Origin of the sequence: Mesotoga sp. BH458_6_3_2_1 (assembly GCF_003664995.1) — a bacterium.
Lineage (GTDB): Bacteria > Thermotogota > Thermotogae > Petrotogales > Kosmotogaceae > Mesotoga.
In genome coordinates this window covers 315,658-340,076 of sequence record NZ_JFHL01000002.1, presented here as the reverse complement: position 1 = coordinate 340,076, position 24,419 = coordinate 315,658, and the positions used below count along the sequence as shown (strand labels likewise).

At 44.7% G+C, this 24,419-nt stretch carries 21 protein-coding genes; 9 read left to right on the top strand and 12 right to left on the bottom strand.

Annotated features, from left to right (window positions below):
• The first annotated feature begins 5 nt into the window (after positions 1-5).
• Both Y697_RS01900 and Y697_RS01895 read left to right on the top strand, forming a co-directional pair.
• Positions 6-974: a DUF523 and DUF1722 domain-containing protein gene (locus Y697_RS01900; protein ID WP_121550015.1), complete on the top strand. Its 969-nt coding sequence runs from the start codon at positions 6-8 to the stop codon at positions 972-974.
• The gene (locus Y697_RS01895) at positions 971-2,329 is read left to right on the top strand and encodes a deoxyribodipyrimidine photo-lyase (protein ID WP_121550014.1); all 1,359 of its coding nucleotides are present in this window, start codon (positions 971-973) and stop codon (positions 2,327-2,329) included. Before Y697_RS01900 ends, Y697_RS01895 begins: the two co-directional genes overlap by 4 nt.
• Here Y697_RS01895 and Y697_RS01890 read toward each other — a convergent pair.
• Positions 2,292-3,110, bottom strand: coding sequence for a protease complex subunit PrcB family protein (locus Y697_RS01890; protein ID WP_121550013.1), 819 nt, complete (start codon positions 3,108-3,110; stop codon positions 2,292-2,294). The genes Y697_RS01895 and Y697_RS01890 overlap by 38 nt on opposite strands.
• 189 nt (positions 3,111-3,299) lie before the next feature.
• Between Y697_RS01890 and Y697_RS01885 the strand changes: the two genes are divergently transcribed.
• From Y697_RS01885 to Y697_RS01875, 3 genes are read left to right on the top strand one after another with little or no spacing between them, the layout of a single operon-like run.
• Complete coding sequence (locus tag Y697_RS01885) at positions 3,300-4,580, top strand: extracellular solute-binding protein (RefSeq protein ID WP_121550012.1); 1,281 nt, start codon at positions 3,300-3,302, stop codon at positions 4,578-4,580.
• Positions 4,581-4,636: 56 nt separating this feature from the next.
• Positions 4,637-5,548: a carbohydrate ABC transporter permease gene (locus Y697_RS01880; protein ID WP_121550011.1), complete on the top strand. Its 912-nt coding sequence runs from the start codon at positions 4,637-4,639 to the stop codon at positions 5,546-5,548.
• 10 nt (positions 5,549-5,558) lie between these two features.
• Positions 5,559-6,410 (top strand): carbohydrate ABC transporter permease, encoded by an 852-nt coding sequence (locus tag Y697_RS01875; protein ID WP_121550010.1) that lies wholly within the window; start codon positions 5,559-5,561, stop codon positions 6,408-6,410.
• Here Y697_RS01875 and Y697_RS01870 read toward each other — a convergent pair.
• On the bottom strand, positions 6,389-7,357 hold the full coding sequence (locus Y697_RS01870; protein ID WP_121550009.1) for a hypothetical protein: 969 nt from the start codon (positions 7,355-7,357) through the stop codon (positions 6,389-6,391). The genes Y697_RS01875 and Y697_RS01870 overlap by 22 nt on opposite strands.
• 148 nt (positions 7,358-7,505) lie before the next feature.
• Here Y697_RS01870 and Y697_RS01865 point away from each other — a divergent pair, with 148 nt between their 5' ends.
• The 4 genes from Y697_RS01865 to Y697_RS01850 all read left to right on the top strand — a co-directional run bounded on the left by Y697_RS01865 (position 7,506) and on the right by Y697_RS01850 (position 13,449).
• A complete protein-coding gene (locus Y697_RS01865; protein WP_121550008.1) occupies positions 7,506-7,985 on the top strand; it encodes a hypothetical protein in 480 nt (159 codons plus the stop codon).
• 118 nt (positions 7,986-8,103) lie between these two features.
• Positions 8,104-10,113, top strand: coding sequence for a hypothetical protein (locus tag Y697_RS01860; protein WP_259462262.1), 2,010 nt, complete (start codon positions 8,104-8,106; stop codon positions 10,111-10,113).
• 22 nt (positions 10,114-10,135) lie between these two features.
• The gene (locus Y697_RS01855; RefSeq protein ID WP_121550006.1) at positions 10,136-11,329 is read left to right on the top strand and encodes a BREX system ATP-binding domain-containing protein; all 1,194 of its coding nucleotides are present in this window, start codon (positions 10,136-10,138) and stop codon (positions 11,327-11,329) included.
• On the top strand, positions 11,323-13,449 hold the full coding sequence (locus tag Y697_RS01850; RefSeq protein WP_121550005.1) for a DEAD/DEAH box helicase: 2,127 nt from the start codon (positions 11,323-11,325) through the stop codon (positions 13,447-13,449). The genes Y697_RS01855 and Y697_RS01850 overlap by 7 nt, the downstream gene beginning before the upstream one ends.
• 85 nt (positions 13,450-13,534) lie before the next feature.
• Here Y697_RS01850 and Y697_RS01845 read toward each other — a convergent pair whose 3' ends face one another.
• The 10 genes from Y697_RS01845 to Y697_RS01805 all read right to left on the bottom strand — a co-directional run bounded on the left by Y697_RS01845 (position 13,535) and on the right by Y697_RS01805 (position 24,136).
• Positions 13,535-13,816, bottom strand: coding sequence for a hypothetical protein (locus Y697_RS01845; RefSeq protein ID WP_259462261.1), 282 nt, complete (start codon positions 13,814-13,816; stop codon positions 13,535-13,537).
• A 237-nt stretch (positions 13,817-14,053) separates the two neighbouring features.
• On the bottom strand, positions 14,054-15,667 hold the full coding sequence (locus Y697_RS01840) for a dipeptidase (RefSeq protein WP_121550003.1): 1,614 nt from the start codon (positions 15,665-15,667) through the stop codon (positions 14,054-14,056).
• Positions 15,668-15,781: 114 nt separating this feature from the next.
• On the bottom strand, positions 15,782-17,344 hold the full coding sequence (locus Y697_RS01835) for a dipeptidase (protein ID WP_121550002.1): 1,563 nt from the start codon (positions 17,342-17,344) through the stop codon (positions 15,782-15,784).
• A 54-nt stretch (positions 17,345-17,398) separates the two neighbouring features.
• The gene (locus tag Y697_RS01830; RefSeq protein ID WP_121550001.1) at positions 17,399-18,592 is read right to left on the bottom strand and encodes a deacylase; all 1,194 of its coding nucleotides are present in this window, start codon (positions 18,590-18,592) and stop codon (positions 17,399-17,401) included.
• 13 nt (positions 18,593-18,605) lie between these two features.
• Entirely contained in the window at positions 18,606-18,782 is a 177-nt protein-coding gene (locus tag Y697_RS14535; RefSeq protein WP_183083680.1) for a hypothetical protein, read from the bottom strand.
• A gap of 13 nt (positions 18,783-18,795) precedes the next feature.
• Positions 18,796-20,097 (bottom strand): TRAP transporter large permease subunit, encoded by a 1,302-nt coding sequence (locus Y697_RS01825; RefSeq protein WP_121550000.1) that lies wholly within the window; start codon positions 20,095-20,097, stop codon positions 18,796-18,798.
• Positions 20,098-20,147: 50 nt separating this feature from the next.
• Positions 20,148-20,750, bottom strand: a complete 603-nt coding sequence (locus tag Y697_RS01820) for a DUF6305 family protein (protein WP_121549999.1) — start codon at positions 20,748-20,750, stop codon at positions 20,148-20,150.
• Positions 20,751-21,249: 499 nt separating this feature from the next.
• Complete coding sequence (locus tag Y697_RS01815) at positions 21,250-21,903, bottom strand: 3-oxoacid CoA-transferase subunit B (RefSeq protein ID WP_121549998.1); 654 nt, start codon at positions 21,901-21,903, stop codon at positions 21,250-21,252.
• Positions 21,900-22,556, bottom strand: coding sequence for a CoA transferase subunit A (locus tag Y697_RS01810; protein ID WP_121549997.1), 657 nt, complete (start codon positions 22,554-22,556; stop codon positions 21,900-21,902). Before Y697_RS01810 ends, Y697_RS01815 begins: the two co-directional genes overlap by 4 nt.
• Positions 22,557-22,747: 191 nt before the next feature.
• A complete protein-coding gene (locus tag Y697_RS01805; protein ID WP_121549996.1) occupies positions 22,748-24,136 on the bottom strand; it encodes an MATE family efflux transporter in 1,389 nt (462 codons plus the stop codon).
• Between the last annotated feature and the right edge of the window lie 283 nt (positions 24,137-24,419).

Sequence of the window (24,419 nt, the reverse complement as noted above, 5' to 3'; positions counted from 1 at the left end):
ATTAGTTGGCGCAGATCAGACCGGAAGTCGTAGTAAGTAGATGTCTAGGATTCGAGAGCTGCAGATATAACGGGCAGACTATTCCCAGCAAGTTCGTGAGTAGGTTGGGCAAATATGTAAATTACTCAACCGTATGTCCCGAGTTTGATATTGGGCTTGGTGTTCCCCGGGCGCCCATAAGGATGGTTTCAAAAGCCAGTGGAATAAGGCTTATTCAGCCTCTAACAGGCATCGACGTTACTGAAAGGCTTTCGGCCTTTGCAAATGAATTTCTCGACAGCCTGGAAAGAGTGGACGGCTTCGTTCTCAAAGCGGCTTCACCTACATGTGGAGTGAAGGATGTGAAGATCTATCCTGGAGAGGGCAAAGTGGTATCCACAGGTAGAGACGCCGGGTTCTTTGGAGGAGCTGCTCTTGCAAAATACAGCTGTCTTCCGATCGAAGACGAAGGCCGATTATCCAATTACATCATAAGAGAACATTTCTTAACAACTCTTTTCACAGTTACGCGCTTCAGGGATCTTTCTCGCAAGCTTACCAGAAAGGGCCTTGTAGAGTTTCAATCTGAAAACAAGCTGCTTTTCATGTCCTACAATCAGAATGAAATGAGAATTATGGGGAGGATTGTAGGAAACATGGATTCCGGAGAACTTAGAGACGTTTATGATGACTATGCCTCTCACTTTTACAAAATGATGTCCACCCCACCAAAACACACTTCGCATATAAATGTATTGATGCACGGGCTTGGTTACTTTTCTGACTACATATCCTCTTCAGAGAAGAGGTTCTTTCTCGATACTCTCGAAAGATATCGAGAAGGAATGATACCGCTTAGCGTTCCTCTCTATATTCTTCGCTCATACGTTGTGGCCTTTGAAAGCGAGTATCTATCACGTCAAACATTCTTTGAACCGTATCCTTCAGAGCTTGTTGAGATAACTGATTCGGGCAAAGGAAGATCGGGTAAATGAAGACAGAAAGAATCCACAGGCTCAATGAAAAAACCAGTGGACGTGGAGAATTCGTTTTGTACTGGATGCAGGCCTCTCAGAGGACAGATGAGAATCATGCACTTGAGTTTGCAAAACAAGAAGCAAAGATTTTCGGAGTCCCACTTGTTGTGCTTTTCATAATAGTTGTCGATTACCCATCAGCTAATCTAAGAAGCTTCAGCTTCATGCTTGATGGTTTGAGAGAAGTTAAGTATCGTCTGGAGGATTCCGGAATACGATTCGTCATCCTTAAAGGTAATCCCACAGATATATTGCCATCGGTATCGGAAAACTGTGCCGAAATCATCACAGACGTCGGGTATCTCAAGCACCAAATTGCTTGGAGAAAGAAGCTAGCAAGTGCTGTGAAGTGCTCTGTGTTAGCAGTTGAAACCAATGTTGTTGTCCCTGTAGAAACAGCCAGTATAAAAGAAGAATACAGCGCAGCCACTTTCAGGCGCAAGGTAATGGAACTGGTACCGGAATTTGTCAATGATTTTTCACCCGTAGAATTCAAATCAAGCAGCCTGAGAATTGAATTCGAAGGTTCACTTAATCTAGAAGAATTCTCTCTTGCTGATATGGATCAGAGTGTACCCGAGGTCATCGATTTTCGTGGAGGCCAAGAAGCAGCAAAGGCTACGCTTCAGAGATTCATTGCAATCAAAATAGATAGGTTTGAAGAAGACAGAAACGATCCAAACTGTGACTGCCTCTCGCAGATGAGTCCTTTTCTCCACTTCGGACAAATCTCTCCATCCTGGATCGCCAGAAAAGTCTTCGAGTCTCATTCGCCGGGAACAGATGCCTACATCGAAGAGCTCATTGTAAGGAGAGAACTAAGTATGAATTTCGTTTTCTACAATCCTTACTACGATTCCTTTAAATCGCTCCCCTCTTGGGCTCAGAAGACCCTGAATGATCATAGAAATGACAGAAGAGATCCGGTTTACTCCTTGTCGCAACTCGAAAGAGGAGAAACCGATGATCCCTACTGGAATGCCGCTCAAAGTGAAATGGTTATAAATGGAAAGATGCATGGCTACATGAGAATGTACTGGGGAAAGAAACTGCTTGAATGGAACTCTGATCCACAGACTGCAATACGCGTGGCAATTCACCTAAACGACAAATATGAAATCGACGGCAGGGATCCCAACGGTTATGCCGGGATTCTCTGGTGCTTCGGAAAACATGATAGAGCGTGGCCCGAACGCCCAATATTTGGGAAAGTCAGGTATATGAACTCGAATGGGCTGAAAAGGAAATTCGATGCCGACGCTTATGTCCGAAAGATCAATGATATGATTCCTCGACGGAGAAACTTGAGTTGAACAGAGCAGTCTCGACCAATTCCCCATCCTTGAGTGATTCAAGCCTAACTGAAAGACTGTAAGCTCCAGCTCGGAGATCCATTATCTTGATTGCCTCATTTGGATATGTGAAGGCCTGAGTAACAAAGTCACTGCTACCCGGCAACTGCAGTTCAGCAATGATTTCGATAGTGTTGTCTTCGATAAGGCGGACGCTCCTAATTCCTATATCGTATCCTCCTGTGGGTTTCTCTCCAGCCTCAATTATTACAATTGCTTCTCCGCTTATAGTGCTGGTCTCGATGAACCCCTGTTCGCGAATCTCTCCCAGTAGAAGCCCCGGATCGCTCCTTCTTTCTGTCTGCAAGGAAACACTCTCGAAGTTTAGTTCTTTCACTTCAACCTCCAACTGTCTGTTATAGTCTATTCTAAGCTCCATAACTGCCAATGAATAACCACTTTCAAATGAAAGAAGGAAGGGGTCTATCACGTAATACATACCTTCTCTAGCCATCGCGATTCTTCTCTCATAATACTCTCCGTTACCAATCAACTGGATCGAAGTCTCTAGCTCTTGTTCATCGTTTGCGGGATCAAAAACCCAGCCGGAAATAATTACACTGACTGCGTAGGAATCTCTCTCCGAAAGAACAGAGAAGCTTACACTCTTTGTCTTGCTACCGATGCTTTGCTCGAAGGCAAAAGACTCCGCTGTCGCAAGCCCCGTATAGCTAACGTGAAATGCCGAAAGAAAAGAACAAGAAACAATCATTACTAGCATAACGACCACTGTTTTTTTCATTAGGCCACCTCCCTGGAATATGACTTGCAATTGCTTCGATTTGTTTGCATGAGTTAATACTACATCACTCTCGCTGCAAGAAAGGCCTTCAATGGTCTTTATCGACCGAAAATAATCTTCTGATTTCGAGATAAAGGTTGTATCATGTAATTAGGAGCAATTGCTCCAATTCCACGGGGAGGTGTTTTAATGAATAGGCGTTTACTTCTTGTTCTACTCATGGCTTTTCTTCTAAGCTTTACAATGCTAATTGCAAACACCATCGAACTGGAGTTTTGGACTCATGAAGACCCTAACAGAACGCCACTTGAGGAACGTTTCATTGAGGAATTCCAGGAAATGTATCCCAATGTCGTAATAAAGAGGGTAACCCAGTCTTCAACGAAGATTCAAGAGCTTATACTCACAGCTTTTGCTGCTAATCAAGGGCCAGATATCTTCAATATGTCAATTGAAGATGAGTTTGCTTACATCGCAAATGCCAGAGTCGCTCCAGTAAGTTATGAAGCGGCAGGATTCGCTAACAAGGAAGATTTGCTCGCGTCCTATTTGCCCGGGACACTGGATCCTGTGATTTATGAAGGTGAGGTTTATGGGCTTCCTCTTGAGATTACGAACTGGTGCATCTTCCTAAACAAAAAAGTTTTCAGAGACGCCGGTCTCGACCCAGAAGTCGACTATCCTAAGACGTGGGAAGAAATGATGGAAGTATCAGAGAAACTTACAATAAGAGAGGGCGAGATCATCACCCGAAGAGGCTTCGACTTCAGATATCCGTACTATCTGGTTGCGTTCATGCCATTGGTCGAACAGATGGGCGGAAAACTCGTCAGTGACGATGGGAAGACGGCGATAATCAACGATGAAGCTTGGCTTAATTTCCTCGATTACATGGCCGCGTGGGGACCGAATGGGCAAAATCTCGGTTCTCCAACTTACCAAAACGCTCGGAAATTGTTCAATATGGACAACAACGACATCGGCATGTGCACAACAGGACTGTATCAAATAGCAAGAATAAAGGCAGATAACCCGGAATTCTATAATAGCGGCGAGTTTATGGTCGTTCCCTTCCCTCAGTTCGAAAACGCTGTAAATTATGTCCCGGCACACTACTATGGCCACTACTATATGGTCAATTCGCAGAAACCGAAGGAAAACCAGGAAATGGCCTGGAAATTCATTTCATATATGCTCAGTCATGCGGAGGAATATCTTGAAGAGGTAGCGATCATAATACCGACAAACGACCTTCTTGAATCAGAGACATTCAAGAACTATCCTTATTCCGATGTCTTCATCTCTGATCTTGAAAAGTCTACAGTCGTCTATTTCTCTGAGAGCTCTGCAAAGATTCAGTCTCTAATAAAGGAAGCCGTGGAATCTGTAATGCTTACTGGGACGAGCTCCCAAGAAGCTCTAAATACACTTCGCAGAAAGGTCCAGGAAGTATTAGACGATCAGTACTAAATAGTTTGCCCGCCTTTCGGCGGGCAATTTCTTTCAGAAAGGGGTGAGCCTTACCTTTGAAACGCATCTTCAATAGGGGTATAGAACACAAAAAAGCAAGGTGGGGCTGGTTTTTTGTTCTGCCTTCTCTGGCGTTTTTTGCAGTCTTCTCCTTTTACCCAATAATTAACGCTTTCTATACAAGTCTCTTCAGAAAGAGGCTGCTTGATCTTCGTCCACCCACATTTATTGGATTTTCAAACTATGAGTATCTCCTGAAATCTCCGGATTTTTGGAATTCCGTAAAGGCGACTTTTATATTCACATTGGGAACATTTATCCCGATAGTGATCTTCAGCCTTCTGCTTGCTGTATTCATAATGTCAAGACGGAGATTTCATAAATTCTTCCAGATGGCCTATTACTCACCCGCAGTACTTTCTTCTGTCGTCGCAGCAGCTATCTGGCTGTTAATATTCGACCCCAGAGGTCTGGCCAACACTACTATGAATACGTTGCTTGGAACTGTGGGCAAAGACTACAAATGGCTAGCCACAGCAGGAATGGTTAGACTGTCTACAATACTGGTATATTTCTGGAAGTACATCGGTTACTTCACAATCATATTCATTACCGGACTGGCCAGCATTCCTCAAAGCCTTCACGAAGCTGCGAGAATTGATGGAGCCGACGGCTGGAAAGATTTCTGGCACATAACTCTCCCTTTGCTGAAACCGACAACTGTTCTCGTATCTATTATGTCAATGCTCCAGTGTCTGAAGACATTTAGCACCCAGTATCTATTTACTCAGTCTGGAGCGCCGACCGAACCAATTAACGTAATAACACTCAATATCTACAATACCGCTATAAGGGACCACAATATTGGTCGAGCAAGCGCGATGAGTATACTGCTTTTCGGGCTAATGTTATTCTTCACCTGGTTCCAGTTCAGAGTGAGCAGATCGGGTGGAGAAGTCGACTATTAAGGAGGTTATGATGAAGACAATTAAGAAACAATCAATCGTATTCGACGTCTTGATTTGGGCCTTCCTTATTATCACTGCTATTGTGATTCTGGCTCCCATATTGTTCATGTTCACCGCTTCTTTGATGCCTTCAAAAGAAATCCTAAAGATGCCTTATCCATGGATCCCCAAGGATCTATATACAGAGAATTACTGGCAGGCAATCAAAGGAAACGATGGGAGTTTCATTTTTCCCAGGAATATTCTTAACTCTTTCATTGTAGCCGGTGTAGTATCGATTTCTACCGTTTTTCTTTCTGCACTCACAGGATACGGATTGGCGAAGTTTCCTTTTAGGGGTCGAAATCTTGTCTTTCTTCTGATAATGGCCACGATGATGATCCCCTTTGAAGCCATTATGATTCCTCTCTATCTGGTAGCCACATCACTGAAGATTCAGAACTCATATATTGGCCTGATTCTCCCATTTCTAATTAATGCGTTCGGCATCTTCTTGATGCGACAATACCTTATCACTTTTCCAGATGAGATAATTGATGCCGCAAGAATAGACGGTTCCGGTGAATTCAGTATCTTCTTGAGAATAATTCTTCCCAACAGCACGCCGGCCGTCGCAACTCTGGCAATTCTAACATTCAGGACCCAGTGGGATAATCTTCTATGGCCACTATTGATTTCGCAAAGCGAAGAGATGAAGACCATTCCCCTTTACATCGTCAAGTTTGCAATGGAAAAGCACACAAATGAAGGTGCAATGATGGCGGCTGCTGCCATTGCGAGCATTCCCATTCTCATCCTGTTTCTCGCACTTTCGAAGTACTTCGTCAGTGGTGCATCTCTTCATTCTTCGAGAAAGGGGTAGTCGAAGAGATATCTCGGCTCTACTATACCGAAAAAGGCACCTTTTAGTGAAAATAGTTCCCTAAAATCATCTCTACTGAAAACGGAGATTGAATCATCAAAGCGGCACAGAAGAAGCTTCCTGTTATGCTGCCAGTCGTTGACGGGCACAACCTCTCTAGGAGTCCCGTCTGTGCCAAAGCTTTCTTTGAGAACATTATCTGCCTCAGCGAATATTTTTATCTTGCTCTCCCTTGAATCTGCTACGAAAATCTCCCCATCGAGAACTGCTACATCCATTGCGTAGCTGACAGGAATTTCAGATTTCTGTTTGAGAGTCAATCCGTCTTTCTCAAACACCAGAACTCCCCGGTCTCCGGCGGCAACGCAGAAAGAGGATTTCGAGCCTGAAATAGCGTTTACCGTTATTCCTCTTTCTGTATCATTTATGTGCCGCGGTAGAATGTGGTCGACCAATTCGAACCCCTTCTCTCCTCTCCTCACTACAAACAGCCCATCAAGTTCGCTGCCAGCAAACACGTAATCGTCAATGTACGAGACAGAGCTTATCCAGCCTTTCATAGGTATCGTTTGGACGTGTTTGTAGAAATTCGGTCCGAAGAACTTGAAAATCTCTAGCCCATGAGTCCCATCTGCAACGAAGACCTCCAGTCTTTCGATATTTACATCGATCGCTTCGCAGTGAAAAGTGTTCACTATGCTGTGGTTTTCGGGTTGAAGTAGGGAGACAATCGCGAACCCCTTATCCCTGAGTACATTGAAGATTAGGCCCCCAGCACCGACTCCTCCACTAGACAATGAAGTTACGGGAATGATTCTGACTCTCCACTCCTGGTCTTCGACGGAAATTTCCAGCAACCCATTGAACCCAAACCCAAAGTGGAAAGCGTTAGCACATAGGATAACGGCGGCAAAGAGAACAATAATTACCGGAACTGCTTTTCTCATAGTACCACCTCCAGATGAATTCTAATACAATCGAGTCCAATAACCCGCCTATTCTGAGAACATCTAGTCGACCGAACAGGTTTCTGACTCTGCTGCCTGTTCTTAAAATGCTGAGAAACTGGATATATAATTGAGGCGAGGTGATCCTATGAGCAAGAAGGACTTTTTGCGTAAGCTTCTCTCCGAAGGTCGCAGCGCCGATGATATTGCCAATCTGTTTGGAATAACTGCGGAAAGAATGGAGAAGTATCTTGAAGACCCTTCACAATCTAGACTGGCAGTGGCAGAGATCAAGACGGAGCTCAGAAGGCTTGAAAGCTTACCTCTAGACACGAAAGAAGACATTCTGCTTTTCTCATTCAAAGTGATACTCGAGTCGATCAACTTTCTCTTTTCAGACATTGAAAGAACAGAATACGACAAGTCAGAAAAACTGCCCGTAATCGTAAGAAAGCTGATTGATGGGGCATACCTTCTGTTGGCAATTTCCAGATTGGAGAAGGTTGGGGAGAGTCTCCCATCTCTGGTATCAGATCAAAGATTCTTGAGAGCATGTCAAAACAAGACTCTCATAGCGGAAAGGTTGATGGATCTTGCGGAGATGATCGATCGGCAAGTTGGACGCTAGAAGATCGATTCTGCAGCTGCGAACCGGCCTTCTCAAGTGTAGTATAATCAACTTGGAAGTCACCTTAAGTGAGGGATATACTTTGTCTAATTCTCGTTATCGGGAATTCTTAACATTTTTGTCTGAAGAAGACGTTATTGAGAAAGCCAATGAGGGTCTTGAGGGTAGGAACTGGAAGCCGCTTATAGAAAATTCAAATGCTGCTCTAGTATCTCTCAAAGCTCCGCTGGTGGCGAATATTTTCAAGAAACTATTCGATACTAGATATTCTTTCATATTTAGGAATGCTGAAGGCGAACTGCTTTCCGAAACATCGGACAAAACTTCCGACCTAATAGAAGTGTTCTTGAAAGCAGCCACGGAAAAAACACACTTTGAAGAGAGCTTTCTGGGTTTCCTAGATTACTTCAAAGAGGCACCTCAGATTCTTGAGAGAATAGTAATACATTACGCCAATCAAATAGTCGACGAATCTGAATCTCTTGTAACAGGTCTGAGGGAGCTCAAAATTCTCTACGAGAGAGTGCGGCGAACCGCCGATCAATTAGGGGTCTGCCTTCCCCTGAATGGAATCGTATCAAGTCTTTTCAGCCTTGATTGTTCATTGCTTCCGATGATTGAGTCCGATCTGGTTGATTTTCTTTCACAGTTTCCGCCTGAGGAAGAAGGAGTCTGCAAATTTCTGGAGAATCAGATTAAGCTGGCAGTAGGCGAATATGATGAAAGCAACATAGAGGTTCAGTTATCCCGACTTGAAACAATAATTAGAGAGATAAAGAAATACAGTTCAACTTTCATGCACTGGCTTAAAGTCCCTGACAATCTCTTTGTATCCTTCCTTGAAAAGGGGTTGAGAAGGCATGGTACTCTCGCTTCATGGCTAGAAGGAATAAAAGAGGCAAGGACGGAGTACGGGCTTTGTCAAAGCCACTGGGAGGAGGCCCGAAAGTGGTATTTCGAAAGGATAAGCGGCCAGATCCTCCCATCTTTTCAGAAGGCTATTACCGGTTGGGCTTGCTGGACAATAGTTGAAGAGCGACAGATCAAAGACCCTCTGGCTCACGCAGGTGAGACAATGAGGTATTCAGCAAGAAGGAGTGAGTTTCGCACAGTAAAGGGAGAAGAGAGCAACGGAGTCTTTGTTCTTTGTACGGTTGATGATCTTACAATAACATCGTCGGGCCTCAAGAAAGCAGGGAGAAGCTTCCCTTTCAACTCAATTAGGACAAAGCTGGAAGAGCTAAAGCTTTCTAGAGAAGCTTTTCTAGACAGTAAAGACGCACTTTTCGTCGGGTACACCTGGAAGTATCTCCTTCCCGGAGGGGGTCCTGACAAAGAAGCTAAGAACAACGAAAGGGTAGAGTGTTTCAATTACTATGTAGTGACCGTCTCTGCTACGGGTTACGGGGTTCCGTTAATCAAGCTTTTCTTTGCGAAAGAAGAGAGCGCAAGGACTTTTATCGAGTTCTTGAAAGAAGCTCGAATTATGTCTTCTTGGAAAGAGTATCCCCAAAATGGCCTTCCCGCGTCTTTGAAAGCGAAGAACAGGAATAAGGCAGAGTTTCGTGAGGAAACTTCAGAATACAGTGATGACGATAAAAAAACAGTCGAAGATCTGATAGTGCAAAGGCTAGTAGAGGAGGGCGAAGATACCGTAATTCTTGAATCATCCGGATTTGAGGAAGAAGATCCCATAACTGCAGATTTACTGGAGAAAATCAACTCTCTTCATTATGAACTCGAATGGTCTGCCAAGAGAATGAATGAGCTGGAGTGGGCATATCTCTTTCCTGAATTAGAAAGAAACGAGGCTAGCCATGTTTCTTCGGAGCCTGTTCATGAAGAGAGAAACGGCTTTAGTGAGCTTGAAGAGAAAATTGAAGCACTCGCGGGAAAGACACGGAAGACTGTCTGCAAAATTCTTTCTTGTGAGCCGGAAAAGGAATACACACTTCAGGAACTCGGTTTGACTTTCTGGAGCGTTTTTGTGGTTGCGCCGAAAGTTACCAGCGGTGGAAAGGCGCTTATTGAAGTAATTAGCGGTGATGTCCCGAAGCTGGTCTGGGGATGTAATTTTGATGAAGAAACAAGGGACCTGCTTAGGGCGAGATTTGCTTCAGATGAATAATGCAAAGTGAAAGGAGATTTCTGTGGATTACCACCCCATGTTTGAGGCAATAAGGGCCGGAACCGCCGTTCCGGTTGATTATGTAAAGGAGATTTTGACTGGTCGAGAAAAATATACAATGGAGATAGAAAATGACATTGACTATGTTCTCTCAGGAAAGAGCAAAGTTAGGGTCTTTCTAGGTGAATACGGTCTGGGTAAGACGACTCTAGCAAGATACGCCGAATATATCTCAAGGGAAAAGGGATTGATGATTTCCTGCCTTTCAGAAAAGGACTACGACACTCTTCACAAACAGGATGAGTTTTTCAGGTCGATAATGAAGAACATGACAATGGTGGGAATCAACGGCAACCCTTTGAAAATGTTTCTCAGAGCATGGGCAGAAAAGACTATTACTGAACTGGATGAACTGAAGATCCCTGCTGATGATGTGAATTCAGTAAGAGAATATCTATCAACCAGAGACAATTACGATCCTAATGGAATGTTCTCTCACTTTTGCGCAGCCTATGTTGCCAGCGCAGGCAAGGGGGCTCCTGGCGAAGAATTTTACGCATATCTCGTTGGAGACAGTGTGGACAGAAGAACTATGAAGAAACACGGGATATACCACTTCCTACAGGATGATGGTTGGAACTTCTTGAAGTCTTTTACTTCTTTGATGGGTACTTTGCAAGTACCCGGACTAATAGTAATTATGGATGAACTTGAATCAACTATGAATAGAAGGAGAGATGTTAGGGATAGGACTTTCAATCAGCTTCGTGAGATAATCGACAAGATGTCTTCAGGATTTCTACAGAGTACCTACTTTTTGTGGCTTGGGACGGACATATGGTTCGAGAATAAACACCGGGGAATAGCATCTTACCACGCTTTGTACGACAGGATGAAAAATATCTCCGGTGATAGCAGTGGAAAAACCATGATTCTCAGTCTTGAACCACTCGGAAGAAATGATCTTAAACAGCTAATTAAACAGATCAAGACGCTATACTCTAACTGCTATTCATTCGCGGCAGACTCCGCTTTTGAAGAAAAGACTATCGATACCCTCATGAAACAATACACGGGAATCGATGGAAAATTAAGACCTTCCATCAGAGAAGTGGCAAAGCTTACTGTTGAACTGCTTGACTCTCTGAGACTCGGTAAGAAGTCCGATGAAATTGGAGACCCGGATTCGGTGAAAGCTGCTGATCAGCTGTGGTAATCGATCCAAGACTTAATCAGAAACTGATAGACCTCTTCTCATATAGATACCGCTGGCAGAGTTTTAGAGAGATTCAGAGCAAGACTATTCCGTCAGTTCTTGACGGAAAGAATCTGTTGTTGATAGCGGGGACTGCTTCTGGCAAGACAGAAGCTGTGATGATTCCCGTCATTAACAGACTGCTGGAGCTTCCCGCTGGACTGAAATGCATCTACTTTGCCCCGCTCAAATCGTTAATCAACGATGTTTCATCTCGCCTTGAGCTTATGCTTAGACCATTTGGATTAGTAGCGGCTAAATGGCACGGAGATTTGACAAGATCAGAGAAGTTGCCTATTGCAAGAGAAGCCTCGATACTTGTCACTACACCTGAATCAGTTGAAGGGATCTTTCTGAGTGAGAATAGTGATCTGCTTTCCTCTCTTGAATTCATAATTGTGGATGAGGTTCACGCCTTTATTGACTCTCCGAGGGGTGCTCAACTTGCTTCACTCATGGAGAGGATCAAGATTCTTTCTGGTCTAGATCAACAGAGAATCGCAATGTCTGCCACGGTAGGAAATCCTGAGTTGCTTTTGGAGTGGCTAAGGGGGAGTTCTAGAAGAGATTCAGTGATCGTGACCGATGAAAACAGAAGGGAGAAAACGATTGAAGTTCTCACCGAAGGAGAAGTGGTTCCTTCTGAATATCTTTCGAAGCTTCTTGAAGAAACCGATGATAAGATTCTCGTCTTCTCGTACTCAAGGGCGCGCGCCGAGGAATTCGCTGCAAGAGCTAGAGCTCTTGGAATAGAAGTCCCCGTTCACCATAGTTCAGTATCGAAAACACTCAGAGTTGAGATAGAAGAGGAATTCAAGCAAGATAACAAACTAAGGGCGATAGTTGCTACGTCGACTTTGGAAATGGGCATAGATATAGGTGACATTGATAGAGTGATCTTCCTTGAGATTCCGCCGTCTACTGCTTCTTTTCTTCAAAGGGCCGGACGAGCGGGAAGAAAGGGAAACAAGTCTTCAATTTCCGTCTTCGTAGAGGATCCACAAAGCCTGTACAACCTTCTGGGAATTTTGGGAATGTTAAGTGAGGGATCTGTCGAACCGCTTCTACCCAGCGACCATCATCTTCCATTGTTGGGTCACCAGTTGATTGGGCTTGCCAGAACCAGGGGCTTTCTCTCTGCGGTGGACCTTGCAATTCTCAAAGAAGCCTTCCCTTTCAAAAAGGTCGAGACCGAGGAATTCGAGATTCTGGTGAATCACCTTGTAAAAGAGGCCTTTCTTGCCAGGAGAGACCTTTCAATAATCTCTGGGGCCGCCACGGCGGAGATTGTAGGAAGCGGAAAGGAAAAGATGGATTTCGTTGTGCTCTTTCCAGGCGGATTTGAATATTCGGTTCAGCTCAATGGACATGAAATAGGAAAGATCCATCCTGCAGTTCTCAGTAGCTCTTCAGACGATGAAGTCAGCTTCCTTCTAGGTGGACGATCTTATTTGGTCAAGGAAGTCAATTCAGGTAGGAAAACCGTAAACGTTATTCCCGGAAGCAGTGGAAAGACTCCTTCATGGTTTGGAGGCAGCTCGTTGATGACAAAAGAATTCGCGCGATCCATAAGATCCTCGTTGAATGACCTGAAGATTCCCGATGGAGTTTTCCTATCATCGGACGCTTCACATATGATACTGGACTTCCTCAGTAATCACCAAGCTTCTTCAGCTTTGATTTCACTTTCAAAACTTAAGAAGAGCATAGTAATAGAAACCTTTGCAGGCGATATGTCAAACATCTTTCTTTCTCTGTGCATAAAGGCTGTTTCCGGTCTAAAAGCAGTTAGTGCTAACTGGCACAGTGTAGTTGTGAGGAATGGGGCAGACACTGACGAGCTTCACGAGATGTTGTCGTTAATCTCCAATATGGAACGTGGAGAAATATCAGGGCTTTTGTCAACCTATCTTTTAGGAACGCCGAAGGAGTTAAGAAAACAATATGATCTCTTTGGCGAGAAATTGGACAAATTCGTTCCGGATGAGCTTCTGGTGAAATATGTGATTCATAGGCTATACGACTCCTCATTACTTGAAGAGCTATCGGAGGCTATCATTGTTTATCCTTCTGATACTTGAACACGTGCTTCCATGCCGATCCTTCTGACTTTATGCCGAGCTTGTATAAAAAAAGGGGCCGAACGGCCCCTTGATTGAAGCTGTATCACTCTTCTTCAAAATCCTCTTCGATCTCAACGACGGAATCGTTTAATCTCTCAAGATCACCCTTTAGCTCGAGAATCGACGCTTGCAGCTCTGGCAATCGAGCAATGATCTCGTCAAGGCCGTCAATCCACTCCTCAATGCTCGATCTCAACTCAGTAACTTCATCCTGCTCCATATCTGGCAACGCCTCTGTAAGTTCCTGAACATCTGCAATTTCAAGTTCGTCGAAAAGCTCCTCTACGAGATCCATGATCTTGTCTATGTTCTGCACCTTTGCCACTCCTTTCCAGTTTGACTTCCATACTGAGAGATGTTATCACAAGTTCGGCCACTTTTGTACAGGAAGAGAGTCATTTTCGAAAAACTCTTTTTATATCAATTGCAGAGGCAATCAGGTGTCTCTTCAACCCGAAAATGAAGTCTGAAAACTCTTGTCGCTAATAAAGCAGAGATTAATAGTGGTCTGGGAACATGACAAAAAAAGCGGCCGCAAGGGCCGCTTTTGAATCAAAATCGTTTATCTTTCAGGGAACCCGTAACCGATTGCCTCGTTCCACCAATCGGGATATGGAGATGACCTGAAATTAACATATCCGAGAGCATAGTTTCCAAGAAGTCTGTCTCCAAGCAGTTTCCATTCTTCAAACCACGCTACGGCATTCATGAAAGCGTAATTTGAAACAAGATCGATTGCTGCTTCGGGATCTGTTTCGTACATCTCTGTTGCCAGTTCGAGCATTTTTGGAGTAACCTTGTATAGAACCTCCAACTTCGGATTTCTGTAATTCCTGATATCCTCAATTGCCAGGTTGTAATGGAGTTCAGCCATCTGCTGCACGTAGGAACTGACCCACCAGCCGGAGTCTCTTCTGAACTCTTCATACCTGCTTCCAGTTTCGTAGAACTTCGGAAGCTCTCTCATGATAGGCCAAAGAGGAACGATGTAAGCTGTATCAGGTGCGCCGTAGCCGTACCAGGAAATGCCTCTGAAAGGCTCCGCGTAGGCAGAATTTGTCTGGCCGATGTGAACGTAGCAAGTTCTGTGCATGTTTATGCTTCTCTCCCAGGAGCCGGTCCTGCCTGAATTTGCATATCTGAGAGGGTCGCCCCAGGGTCCGGCGGCAAGTCCTACAGTAAGATCGTAATCCGTTCCCTGATAGTAATCGCCTTTGATAGTGAAAATATCGTGAACCGTAAGCAGTCTGTCAGGCTTGACAGAAAGAGGGAATCTTACATCGTGTGGGCTTAGACCCAGTGATGGAGCCACTAGATCAAATGCTCTCCACTCTCTTCTTGTAGCGTAAAGGTTGTCATTTGGAGCATAGATTTCGGCGACATTGAAGGGTTTGCCGGAATTGGGATCGTACCAGCCCTGCTCAACAGCAAAGGACACGATGTTTGGAGAAGCCATTACGTTGTCAGTATCTTCGAAATCGACTTCCATGATCCTTGCTCTGTTCGCAGCAACTGTGAAGTGATCGCTAGGAATTCTTACGCCAACCCAGATATCTCTTCCGTAAAACTCAACAATCCAGCACTCTTCACCGTCGGCAACGGTCATCGTCTCTCCGCCGCCACCAACAGTGCTCCATCCGTACTGCTCGACAAGGTCTCCCATGACTCTTACGGCCTCTCTTGCAGTTGCCGCTCTCTCAAGAGCTATGTCCTGGGCGGTCCAGCAGTCGATGATTCCCATGCTGTCTGTCCAGAGAACCTTTCTCACTTCCTTGCCGTAGTCTGTGCTAGTGTCGATGCTGAATGTCGACTCACTTACTGCAACTCCCTTTTCATTCATGAAGGAGTATCTCGAGTGGAAGTACTGGTAAGTATGGGCAACCTGAGGAATCTGTGCTATAAGAGTGCCCCTTGTACCAATATTGACTTCCGGGTAATTGCCGTAATCGATGTAATTGTGGGAATCGAGAACGATGTCTCTCATGGAACCTTCAGGCCAATCCATCGCCGGAATGATCCACAGACGGAAATCGGCGCTTGTGGAGTCATCGTTGTGTGTAATTATGGTAGTTCCGTCAACCATTGCATCCTTACCAACACCAAGGATTGTACACGCTACGGCGCTGCTTCCTAAAGTAATAAGTGCCACAATCAGGACTATTATTGCTTTCTTCATAAAAGTACATCACCCCAACTAGAATAAATTTGTTGTTGCTGAAAGAACTTTACAGCTTCAGTAATCTGACTCTGATCCCACCTCCCAGATGAAATGCAAGTTAGTCGAAGATCCTTAGGAATCCTGGTTATTCAAGGAGTCTAGGACTTCTCCCCACTCTTTAGGCAAACCTGTCCCGAAGTTAATCCTGTCTGCACAGTAATTGCCCACCAAATAATCTCCGAACTTTAGCCAGTCGGCCTGCCACGCAACCGCTGTGTTGTACGCATAATCACTTATGATTGCAAGTGCGGCATCCTTATCGGTCTTGTAAATTTCTGCGGCGTATTCCTGAAGGGTTGGCACTGTTTCATACACAACCTTCATCTTTGGATCTCTGAAGTTCCTGAGATCAACAATCGCATCACTGAATCTTAGCCTCGTCATTTCCTGCACATAGGTGCTGGTCCACCAACCTGAATCCCGCCTGAAGTCTTCATATCTTGATCCAACTTGATAGAATTCAGGGAGCTCTGCCATTGCTGGCCAAAGAGGTGTGTGATACTGTGTCCCGCCTCCACCGTAACCAAACCACACTACGGATCCAATTTCCGGTGGCAACCAGTTCTTGATTTGACTAATCTGTACGTAACAACTCAGGTAAATACCTATGGGTCTCTGCCTTCCTCCCACTCTGTAGCTTGCAAATGGATCGCCAAATGGTCCAGCGCCAATTCCTTTCGTAAGATCGAATTCAGTTCCTTCGTACCAATCGCCCGAAATAGTAAAGATGTCAAAGACAGTAAGCTTTTTGTCTGGCTTGACCCAAAGTGGGTAATGTACCTGACCGTATTCAAGGCCAAGTGAAGGCGCAAACCAGCTAAGAGCTCTCCACTCTCTGATGTTCATGCTCGTTCGAGGCGCATAGACGTCTGCAGGCCTGAAGGGTTCGCCTGAATTGGGATCGTACCATCCTTGCTCAACTGCATAGGAGATGAGGTTCGGAGCATACATAACGTTTTCCGCATCTTCGAAATCAACATCGCGGATTCTCATTGTATTTGCCCCAACAAATACACAATCATCGGGCATTCTTACCGCAACCCAAAGATCGCGTCCATAGAACTCGGCTATCCAGACCTCGTTTCCGTCAGTCACGTTGATGATTTCACCCGAACCATACCAACCGTAATTCTCGACAAGATCTCCCATTATTCGGACGGCCTCTCTTGCCGTCGTTGCTCTTTCGAGCGCGATATCTTGTGCTGTCCAACAGTCGATCATCCCTAGGGTATCTCTTAACTCTCTCCTACAACCCGCGGTGGATTCTCCCATTGCCACTCCCATTTCGTTTATGAATGAATATCTGGAATGGAAGTACGCATAGGTGTGCTCAACCTGCGGGATTTGTCCGACTAGAACCCCTCTGTCGCCAATCTCGACATTAGGATAGTCCCCGTAATCGATGTAGTTGTGCGAGTTGATTACGATATCTCTCATCGAACCTTCCGGCCAATCCATTGCCGGAATGATCCATAGACGGAAATCTGCAGATGTAGAATCGTCGTTGTGCGTAATTACTGTAGAGCCATCCGCCATTGCATCTTTACCCACACCAAAGATAGTACATGCAAGCGCCAATCCACTTAGCGTGATTACTACTGCCACAGCCAAAAGTCTTCTTACCTTAATTCCCATATCCTACCCCCTTTCGGATTGTGGAACCGTGTTTCCTGAATCGCCGTTCTGACCTCAGTTTTCAAATACTCTAGATTTATCTGCTTGCGATGGATCGTGAAGGTATTTCCCAGTACCGTTTTCCATGATTTCGGCGTATCCGGGGAACGAAACACTCATCGCCTTTTCCGGGAAGAATTGATTTAGCCAGTTGATGGCCTCCAGAGTTCCAGATAGATGCCTCCCGACTCTGTAGTCAAGAGGAGCTCCAATAATTGTGTTTCCTAGTGCATCCTGGAACCCTTCTTTGATGTCGTAGTCACAGTAAAGAAGACCCTTTTCCGCGGCAGTCTGAAGGAATTCATCGATACCTTCAACCATGAGGTCTTCTGTCATCTTCCCAACCACTCTGTCGATAAAGGGCTCAGGTGTCTCCATTAGCAAAGCAAGTGTATCGCTGAAATCTCCAACTTCTCTGTGAGTCAAGCCCCTCAGGTTCTTCGGCGAGGCTTCAATCTTCATGGGAAACTGTGTGGCGCTAAGCATCATTGCTGCCATCATTCCAATGTCCATCGAATCATCGTGCGCAACGTAAGTGCTCACAACCGGGTACATCAGGGAAGCTTCATGGTAATCAAAGAAGATGTCGATATTCTCGTTTCTGATTAGTTCCATAATTGCGAACGATATCCTTTCAGTAAGAGTACCGTTTTCTCGCCCCGGGAAGGTTCTGTTTAGGTTTCTGATGTCCTGGTAGGCGAGATTCTGACCCGATGGATAGTGAACGTATGTGAATGGATCGGGCCACTGATCTAGGGGATTCGTACCTCTGTCTCCGATTCTGTATTTCTGCTCTCCCCAAGGCGTCTCAACTGAGAAGTACTTGGGATAAGCATTGCCCAGCATTCCAAGGGTCGATGCACTCATATTTGCATGAGGAATAATGTAGACTTTTCCGCTTTCAACATCAATGTTCTCCATTATCACGTAAGCGGCAACCGTAGTAATCGGCTCATACGGATGAGTTCCCCCAAGAATGAGCATTGATCCTCCGGGAACTCCTGAATCATATATGTATATGGGAGTATCACCCCAGGTGCCCTTCAGGCTTGGAAGGTATTCACTCAACATTATCTTTTCGGTGAAGTCTTCAGAGACAACTACAGTCTCTTTGTAATGTCGAAGCTCCCAGAACTCGACTCCACCGAGAATCCCTAGAATACCTGAGAGGACAAGAAAGAGAATTTTTAGACTGATTGAATTCTTCATATCATTCAACCCCTCACTTGATCCCAATTATCCGGAGGATAAAAGTCATTATTACATAAGAATAGACAATGTCGTAAACCCAGCCCTTTCTTCTCTCGCGTTTGAACAGATTCCTAAGAAGCAGAAGGGCAAAAACACCGGTCATTATGAAATAAAGGTAATAAATCACTGTGTCAAGAAAAATTAGCATCATCTCACCCCCATCAATAAACCACAAGGAAATCTAGCTGGTTTGGGAAGATTAGCATCAACAAGCCAACTGCACCCATGAACAGCCATGGAATTGCTATTGCTTTCAGAAAAGACATATAGCTCCCTTCGTAACCCACCGTTTCAACCGTAAGCCTTCCAACGATTCGAGAAGGTGGCAAGCAGTCACCAAGGGGGAATAGAAAACTGAGCGCAGCAGCAGTCACAGTGACATTCAGTCCCATCGAGTTGAAAAGAAATATTATCGGCGTACCAAGAATAATCGCGCTTCCATAACTAAGCGCTCCTTGAGCAAACGGGGCGAAAACCAAAGCCGTGATATAGATGAATGCCATCGGAAGAGTAATAAAGGTTATTGCCAGAAGACCTTTCACTCCCGTTGCCGTCATTATATTCACAAGCACTCCAACGCTAATTACGGTAGCAAGAAGCGGGAAAACCTGATCGACGGTCTTCAACATGACTCCATACCATCTCCGGATCTTCAAGCGATCGCGATCCATCATGACTGCCACGAAAGCACAGATTAGGAAAGTAAGTGGCAATCCAATGACAGGTATATTGAATGCAGCGTATTGCATCAGGAGGATTATCACAATTAGAGCGGCAAACGGGAGAAGAATCTTACCCCAATTCATCCCTGTCAGCGGCTCTGGAAGCTCCTTAAGTATCTCTTCCTTTGATTTCCTCGAAGGTGTCTTGCTGAACCCAGTGTAGAGAATAGTAAACAAAGCAATTATTACTATAGGTACAAGCAGTACTACATTAAAACCAACATACGGCATGTTCGCCTGAGCGGCCATCAGCATCGCCCAGAGATTTATTGGCGGAGCAACTGCGGCAAGCATAGCGAACAGATAAATGAAAGCTGCGACTCTCTTCTTAGAGAACCCCATATAGTTCATTACGGAGGCCACCAAACCGCCAACCACAAATATGGACACACTGCCCGCTCCAGTCAGTGCACCCGGAATAATCAACAGTATTCCAAGAAGAACAAGCATGAACCATTTTCTGTCGTAGAATTTCTTCACTATCCAGCGAACGAGAGCGTTCATTGCTCCGGTCTCGGAATAGATGTTAATGAAGACCGAGGCCGTCAAGAATACGAGGCCAACGTCAAAATAAGTAAACATGCCCTCTACAAGTAGTCTGGAGGGGAAACCAAACCCGCCCACAAGTGCACCTACAATGGCTGTAATTACCATCGAGATTTCAGGCGACTTGAGCTTCCAGCTAGCTATTGCAAAGGTTGCAACCATAACAATTGCCACTATTGTCGTTTCAAGATACATCTAGACTCCCCCCGAAAGTAGCGAAATCATTTTCACCGTCGCTCACTCGCCTATTCGCTCTTGAACATCTGCTTGATGACTTCCATGAAGTCAATTGTGTTGTCAATCAAGGTAAGAGGAACATTGTTTTCCTGAGCAATTTTCGTGAATTTACCATCGAGATTACCGCTCTTCACTACTATTAGGTAATCAGCATAGGGAGCAATAGCATCAATTGACTGCTCGTCAGCGCTTCCCGGATTTCCTCTTCTCTCTTTACCCTCGATATGTGCCGCAATTATGTAGAGCCCCAATTCCTTTGCCTCGGCGATCATCTTGTTCAAGCGTGAGATTTCCTCCTCTATCGTTATACCTGAGGCTCCGAGGCCTTTCGCAGAAGATCCAATTATTACGAACAGCATTTTGTAATCTCTTGTAACTAGATCGTCGGGATTGTCTCTTAATGGCTCTGCGTTGTAATCAAAGTCCGTCTCTTCAATGGCTTTCGACTGCCAGATCAAGAGCCTTGCCATCTTTCCACCGGGACCCTGGCCAGCGTTAGTGAGAAGGAAAGGTAGTTCGCCCTTAACGGGCGCATCGCCACTAATAAGTGCAAATAGAGATGTAGTTGCCAGAATCGAGAAAGCAATAAGTACTAGCAGTGTCTTCTTCATGTTGTACCTCCTGGAAAAAAATAGAATAAGTGATAGGTTTCAATCGCAAGAACAGACGTTTGGGACTACATTCAAGTATGCATCCCTTACAGAAAGCATTTTCTGAGAAAGTTTACCACAATTCTTCGAAATACTCTTAGGCTTCATTTTGACAGTGAGAAACTATCTGAGGCAAGTATAGGTAATTATTGAGCAAATATTCTGATTTTCTTTGTCAGTCTAGTACGTAATCCAAATCAAAAATCTTAGACATGTAGAATTTACAACCTCTAAAGTCCTTCCATTTATGGCTTGGAGAAAAAAACTCCTTTCAGAGCACTTTGCGGAATTATTTACTTGGATTCCAAAGGGGAATCGGTAAACAATCGATGTCTTGCTCTCAAGAATTGGCACAACGAATTCACCAAAAAAAAATCCAAAAAATACATGCAGCAAGACTATCCCAGCCGGAGTTTCTACTATAGACGGAACAAACCAAGTTATTCCGAAAATCGCTCATTTAATCAAGAATGTCTTTGAGATTATCGCTGACTATCAATCGTGCTTCTGTTAGCTTTACAATTTCTTCGACAGTAACTTCTCTAGATTTTTCTCTGAGAAGTAGTCCTGCCTTAGTTGGCTGAATTACAGCTATTTCTGTCACTATTAGATCGACTGGTCTGTTTGAAGTGATAGGAAGTGAGCACTCCCTGACAATCTTCGGATTTCCCTTCGATGTGTGGGTCATTGCAACTATCACACGCTTTGCTCCAGTTACCAGATCCATGGCGCCGCCCATTCCGGGCACCATCTTGCCGGGCACCATCCAGTTAGCGAGAATCCCTCTCTCGTCAACTTGTAGACCTCCTAAGACAGTTATGTCAAGATGTCCGCCCCTTATAATTGAAAACGACATCGCGCTGTCGAAGATTGCAGAACCTGGCAGAGCTGTAATACATTGACCGCCCGCATTGGTCAAGTCTCTATTCTCCATCCCTTTTTCCGGAACTGGTCCCATTCCAACAATACCGTTCTCTGACTGAAAGTATATACTTACACCTGCAGGTAAATAGTTCGAAACAAGAGTGGGTATACCGATTCCCAGATTTACCAAATCTCCGTCGCGTAGTTCAGCTGCGATTCTTCTGGCAATCAGTTCTTTTGCACCAATCATCCGACGACACTCCCTACTGAAACATAATCAACAAGAACACCGGGAATATGAATCTCATCTGGAGAGATCGAGCCGACAGGCACAATCTCTTCCACTTCAACAATCACTGTGTTACAGGCAAGAACGATTAGTGGATTGAAATTCCTCGCAGTTAAAGAGAAGACCAGATTACCGAAGTAATCGGCCTTCTTCGCTTTCACAAGTGCAAACTCAGCTCTGAGCGGCAGTTCCATTAGATAATCTTTCCCATCAACTGCGATAATTCTCTTTCCTTCTTGAACCACGGTTCCAACACCAGTTGGCGTAAGAATCCCTCCCAGCCCAACGCCCCCGGCCCTTATTCTCTCCGCTAGAGTGCCCTGGGGAACAAGTTCCACATCCAGTTCTCCCTCAATCATTTGGCGTTGAGTCTCCGGATTTGTACCGATGTGAGAAACAATGACTTTTGCTGCACACTTGCCGACAACTATCTTTCCTATCCCTCTGTCTGGAAAGGAAGTGTCATTAGCTATTACAGTCAAACCCCGAGTTTTCCTTTCTACGATCCCTTGAATTATGTTGTCTGGAGAACCACAACCCAAAAATCCTCCTATCATTACAGAAGAGTTGTCAGCTACCGCTGATACGGCCTCGTCAATTCCTACCACTCTCAAAGAGACTCCTCCTTTGGCGTACACAGTTGAGGTCGGTGAAAAAACCCCTAAACATTACACTATCTTACCAAAAGCGCCTTAAAAGACCAAAGCAATTACCGAATTACAGGATTCAGAGAAGAGATAGTATGTTGGTAGTTAGTTTTCGGTGCAGTCTACCAGATTTTCAAGTTCCGCGTGGAGACCAGACTTCAGTTTGATCTTGCCTGGATAGAATCTGCAGTACTCTCCCATTTGCCTGAGTAGAATCTGATGAATTTAAGTGTTGTTCTGAACGCCATGTCGGCCATCATTCCAATCCAAGCACCAAATAGCCCTAGGTCCAAATACCTAACAAGCACAAAGCCAACAGGGAGCCGAATAAGCCACATCGCCACCAGGGATGCTTTCATAGGGAATGCTGTATCACCCATTCCTCTAAGTGCACCGGTCACCGCGTAATCGGTGCCCATAACCACTTGGAACAAACCGATTATTCTTACGGGAAGTCTTCCTTCTTCAATTAGCGCCGCTTCATTTGTGAAAATTGATATGAAGAGATCTGGAAAAAGGGTAATGGCCATTCCGATTATTGATGAAATTCCGAGGGCAATGAACCACCCCTGCCTTACCACACCAATAGACAACCTCCTCTTCTTTCCCCCATTGTATATTCCTACAAGCGCGGTAACGGCCACCCCCATTCCCCAAGCTGGCATGAAAGAAAGTGACTCAACTTGAATTCCTATTCTGTGAGCCGCGTACGCCTGGGGACCAGCAATGAAGAGGATATTCGCAAAAACCAGGACTCCAAACGAGAATCCAAAGTTTTCTACTGCAGCTGGCAATCCGAGAACGAAAATCTCTTTGATCAGCCATTTCGAAAATCTCTGAGGCCTTTTCGAAATTGATATCCTTCTGTTTCGAAACAACAGGATTACTATGATTATAGATCCGACTACTCTAGAAATAACTGTTGCGAGCGCCGCTCCAACGGCACCCATCTCAGGGAAACCGAATTTGCCGAAGATCATCGCATAATCAAGAAAGACGTTCAAGACGTTTGCGGCAAGAGCAACAATAAGCGGTGATCTTGTATCACCGGCTCCTCTCAGTGTGGCCCCGAGCACAATCATTATGCTCATTGCTGGAAAACCGGCCATGATAATTCTAAGATAGTTGCTCCCGTTCACCTGCATAAAGGAATCGCTGGAGGGAAAGAGCAGCGAAAGAAGGTTCTCAGAAAATAGTGAGCTAAATGAAAGGACGAGACCGGTCATCACACTCAGATAGATTGCGTGCCAGGCGATGAGATTCACTCTCTGACGATTACCAGCTCCATAGCTATTTGAAATCAAGACCATCGACCCTGTCGAAATAGCTACTAGAACTGCCTGAAAAATGAAAACTACTTGATTGGCAGTGCCGACTGCTGTCATTATTCTCCAATCATAATGACCAAGAAAAGCGGTGTCTGAGATTCCTAACAGCATTTGGAGGACGTTTTCTCCTATGGCTGGAAGTGCCATCACAAGAAGTGACTTTCTGATCTCCTTAGCTTCTTCAACATTGAGATAGGATTTTAGAAGACTGTAAGCCATCTACGCCTCCACAGTAAGGAATCCGTACTACTAAGTTTAGCATGTACGAACCAGCTCCGAAAGAGGTAATCCAAAATTGACGATTCAGTTCCTGATAATGATGAATAACTGGATAAACATGATAATTATGGAGACCATAATTAAATTTTATGATCTCTAGCTTGACTTATAATCTATATTATGTTATATTATTCAACATGTAAAGCATAAGCACATAATAATTTGTACGCTAATTAATATATATGTGCTTGTATTTAAATAGATAAACCCCTTGTTTAGAGAT

What these genes read in the sequence shown, in the direction of transcription:
- Y697_RS01895 (WP_121550014.1), top strand. Translation starts at nt 971, where the DNA reads ATGAAGACAGAAAGAATCCACAGGCTCAATGAAAAAACCAGTGGACGT.
- Y697_RS01890 (WP_121550013.1), bottom strand. Translation starts at nt 3,110, where the DNA reads ATGAAAAAAACAGTGGTCGTTATGCTAGTAATGATTGTTTCTTGTTCT.
- Y697_RS01885 (WP_121550012.1), top strand. Translation starts at nt 3,300, where the DNA reads ATGAATAGGCGTTTACTTCTTGTTCTACTCATGGCTTTTCTTCTAAGC.
- Y697_RS01875 (WP_121550010.1), top strand. Translation starts at nt 5,559, where the DNA reads ATGAAGACAATTAAGAAACAATCAATCGTATTCGACGTCTTGATTTGG.
- Y697_RS01870 (WP_121550009.1), bottom strand. Translation starts at nt 7,357, where the DNA reads ATGAGAAAAGCAGTTCCGGTAATTATTGTTCTCTTTGCCGCCGTTATC.
- Y697_RS01865 (WP_121550008.1), top strand. Translation starts at nt 7,506, where the DNA reads ATGAGCAAGAAGGACTTTTTGCGTAAGCTTCTCTCCGAAGGTCGCAGC.
- Y697_RS01840 (WP_121550003.1), bottom strand. Translation starts at nt 15,667, where the DNA reads ATGAAGAAAGCAATAATAGTCCTGATTGTGGCACTTATTACTTTAGGA.
- Y697_RS01835 (WP_121550002.1), bottom strand. Translation starts at nt 17,344, where the DNA reads ATGGGAATTAAGGTAAGAAGACTTTTGGCTGTGGCAGTAGTAATCACG.
- Y697_RS01830 (WP_121550001.1), bottom strand. Translation starts at nt 18,592, where the DNA reads ATGAAGAATTCAATCAGTCTAAAAATTCTCTTTCTTGTCCTCTCAGGT.
- Y697_RS14535 (WP_183083680.1), bottom strand. Translation starts at nt 18,782, where the DNA reads ATGCTAATTTTTCTTGACACAGTGATTTATTACCTTTATTTCATAATG.
- Y697_RS01825 (WP_121550000.1), bottom strand. Translation starts at nt 20,097, where the DNA reads ATGTATCTTGAAACGACAATAGTGGCAATTGTTATGGTTGCAACCTTT.
- Y697_RS01820 (WP_121549999.1), bottom strand. Translation starts at nt 20,750, where the DNA reads ATGAAGAAGACACTGCTAGTACTTATTGCTTTCTCGATTCTGGCAACT.
- Y697_RS01815 (WP_121549998.1), bottom strand. Translation starts at nt 21,903, where the DNA reads ATGATTGGTGCAAAAGAACTGATTGCCAGAAGAATCGCAGCTGAACTA.
- Y697_RS01805 (WP_121549996.1), bottom strand. Translation starts at nt 24,136, where the DNA reads ATGGCTTACAGTCTTCTAAAATCCTATCTCAATGTTGAAGAAGCTAAG.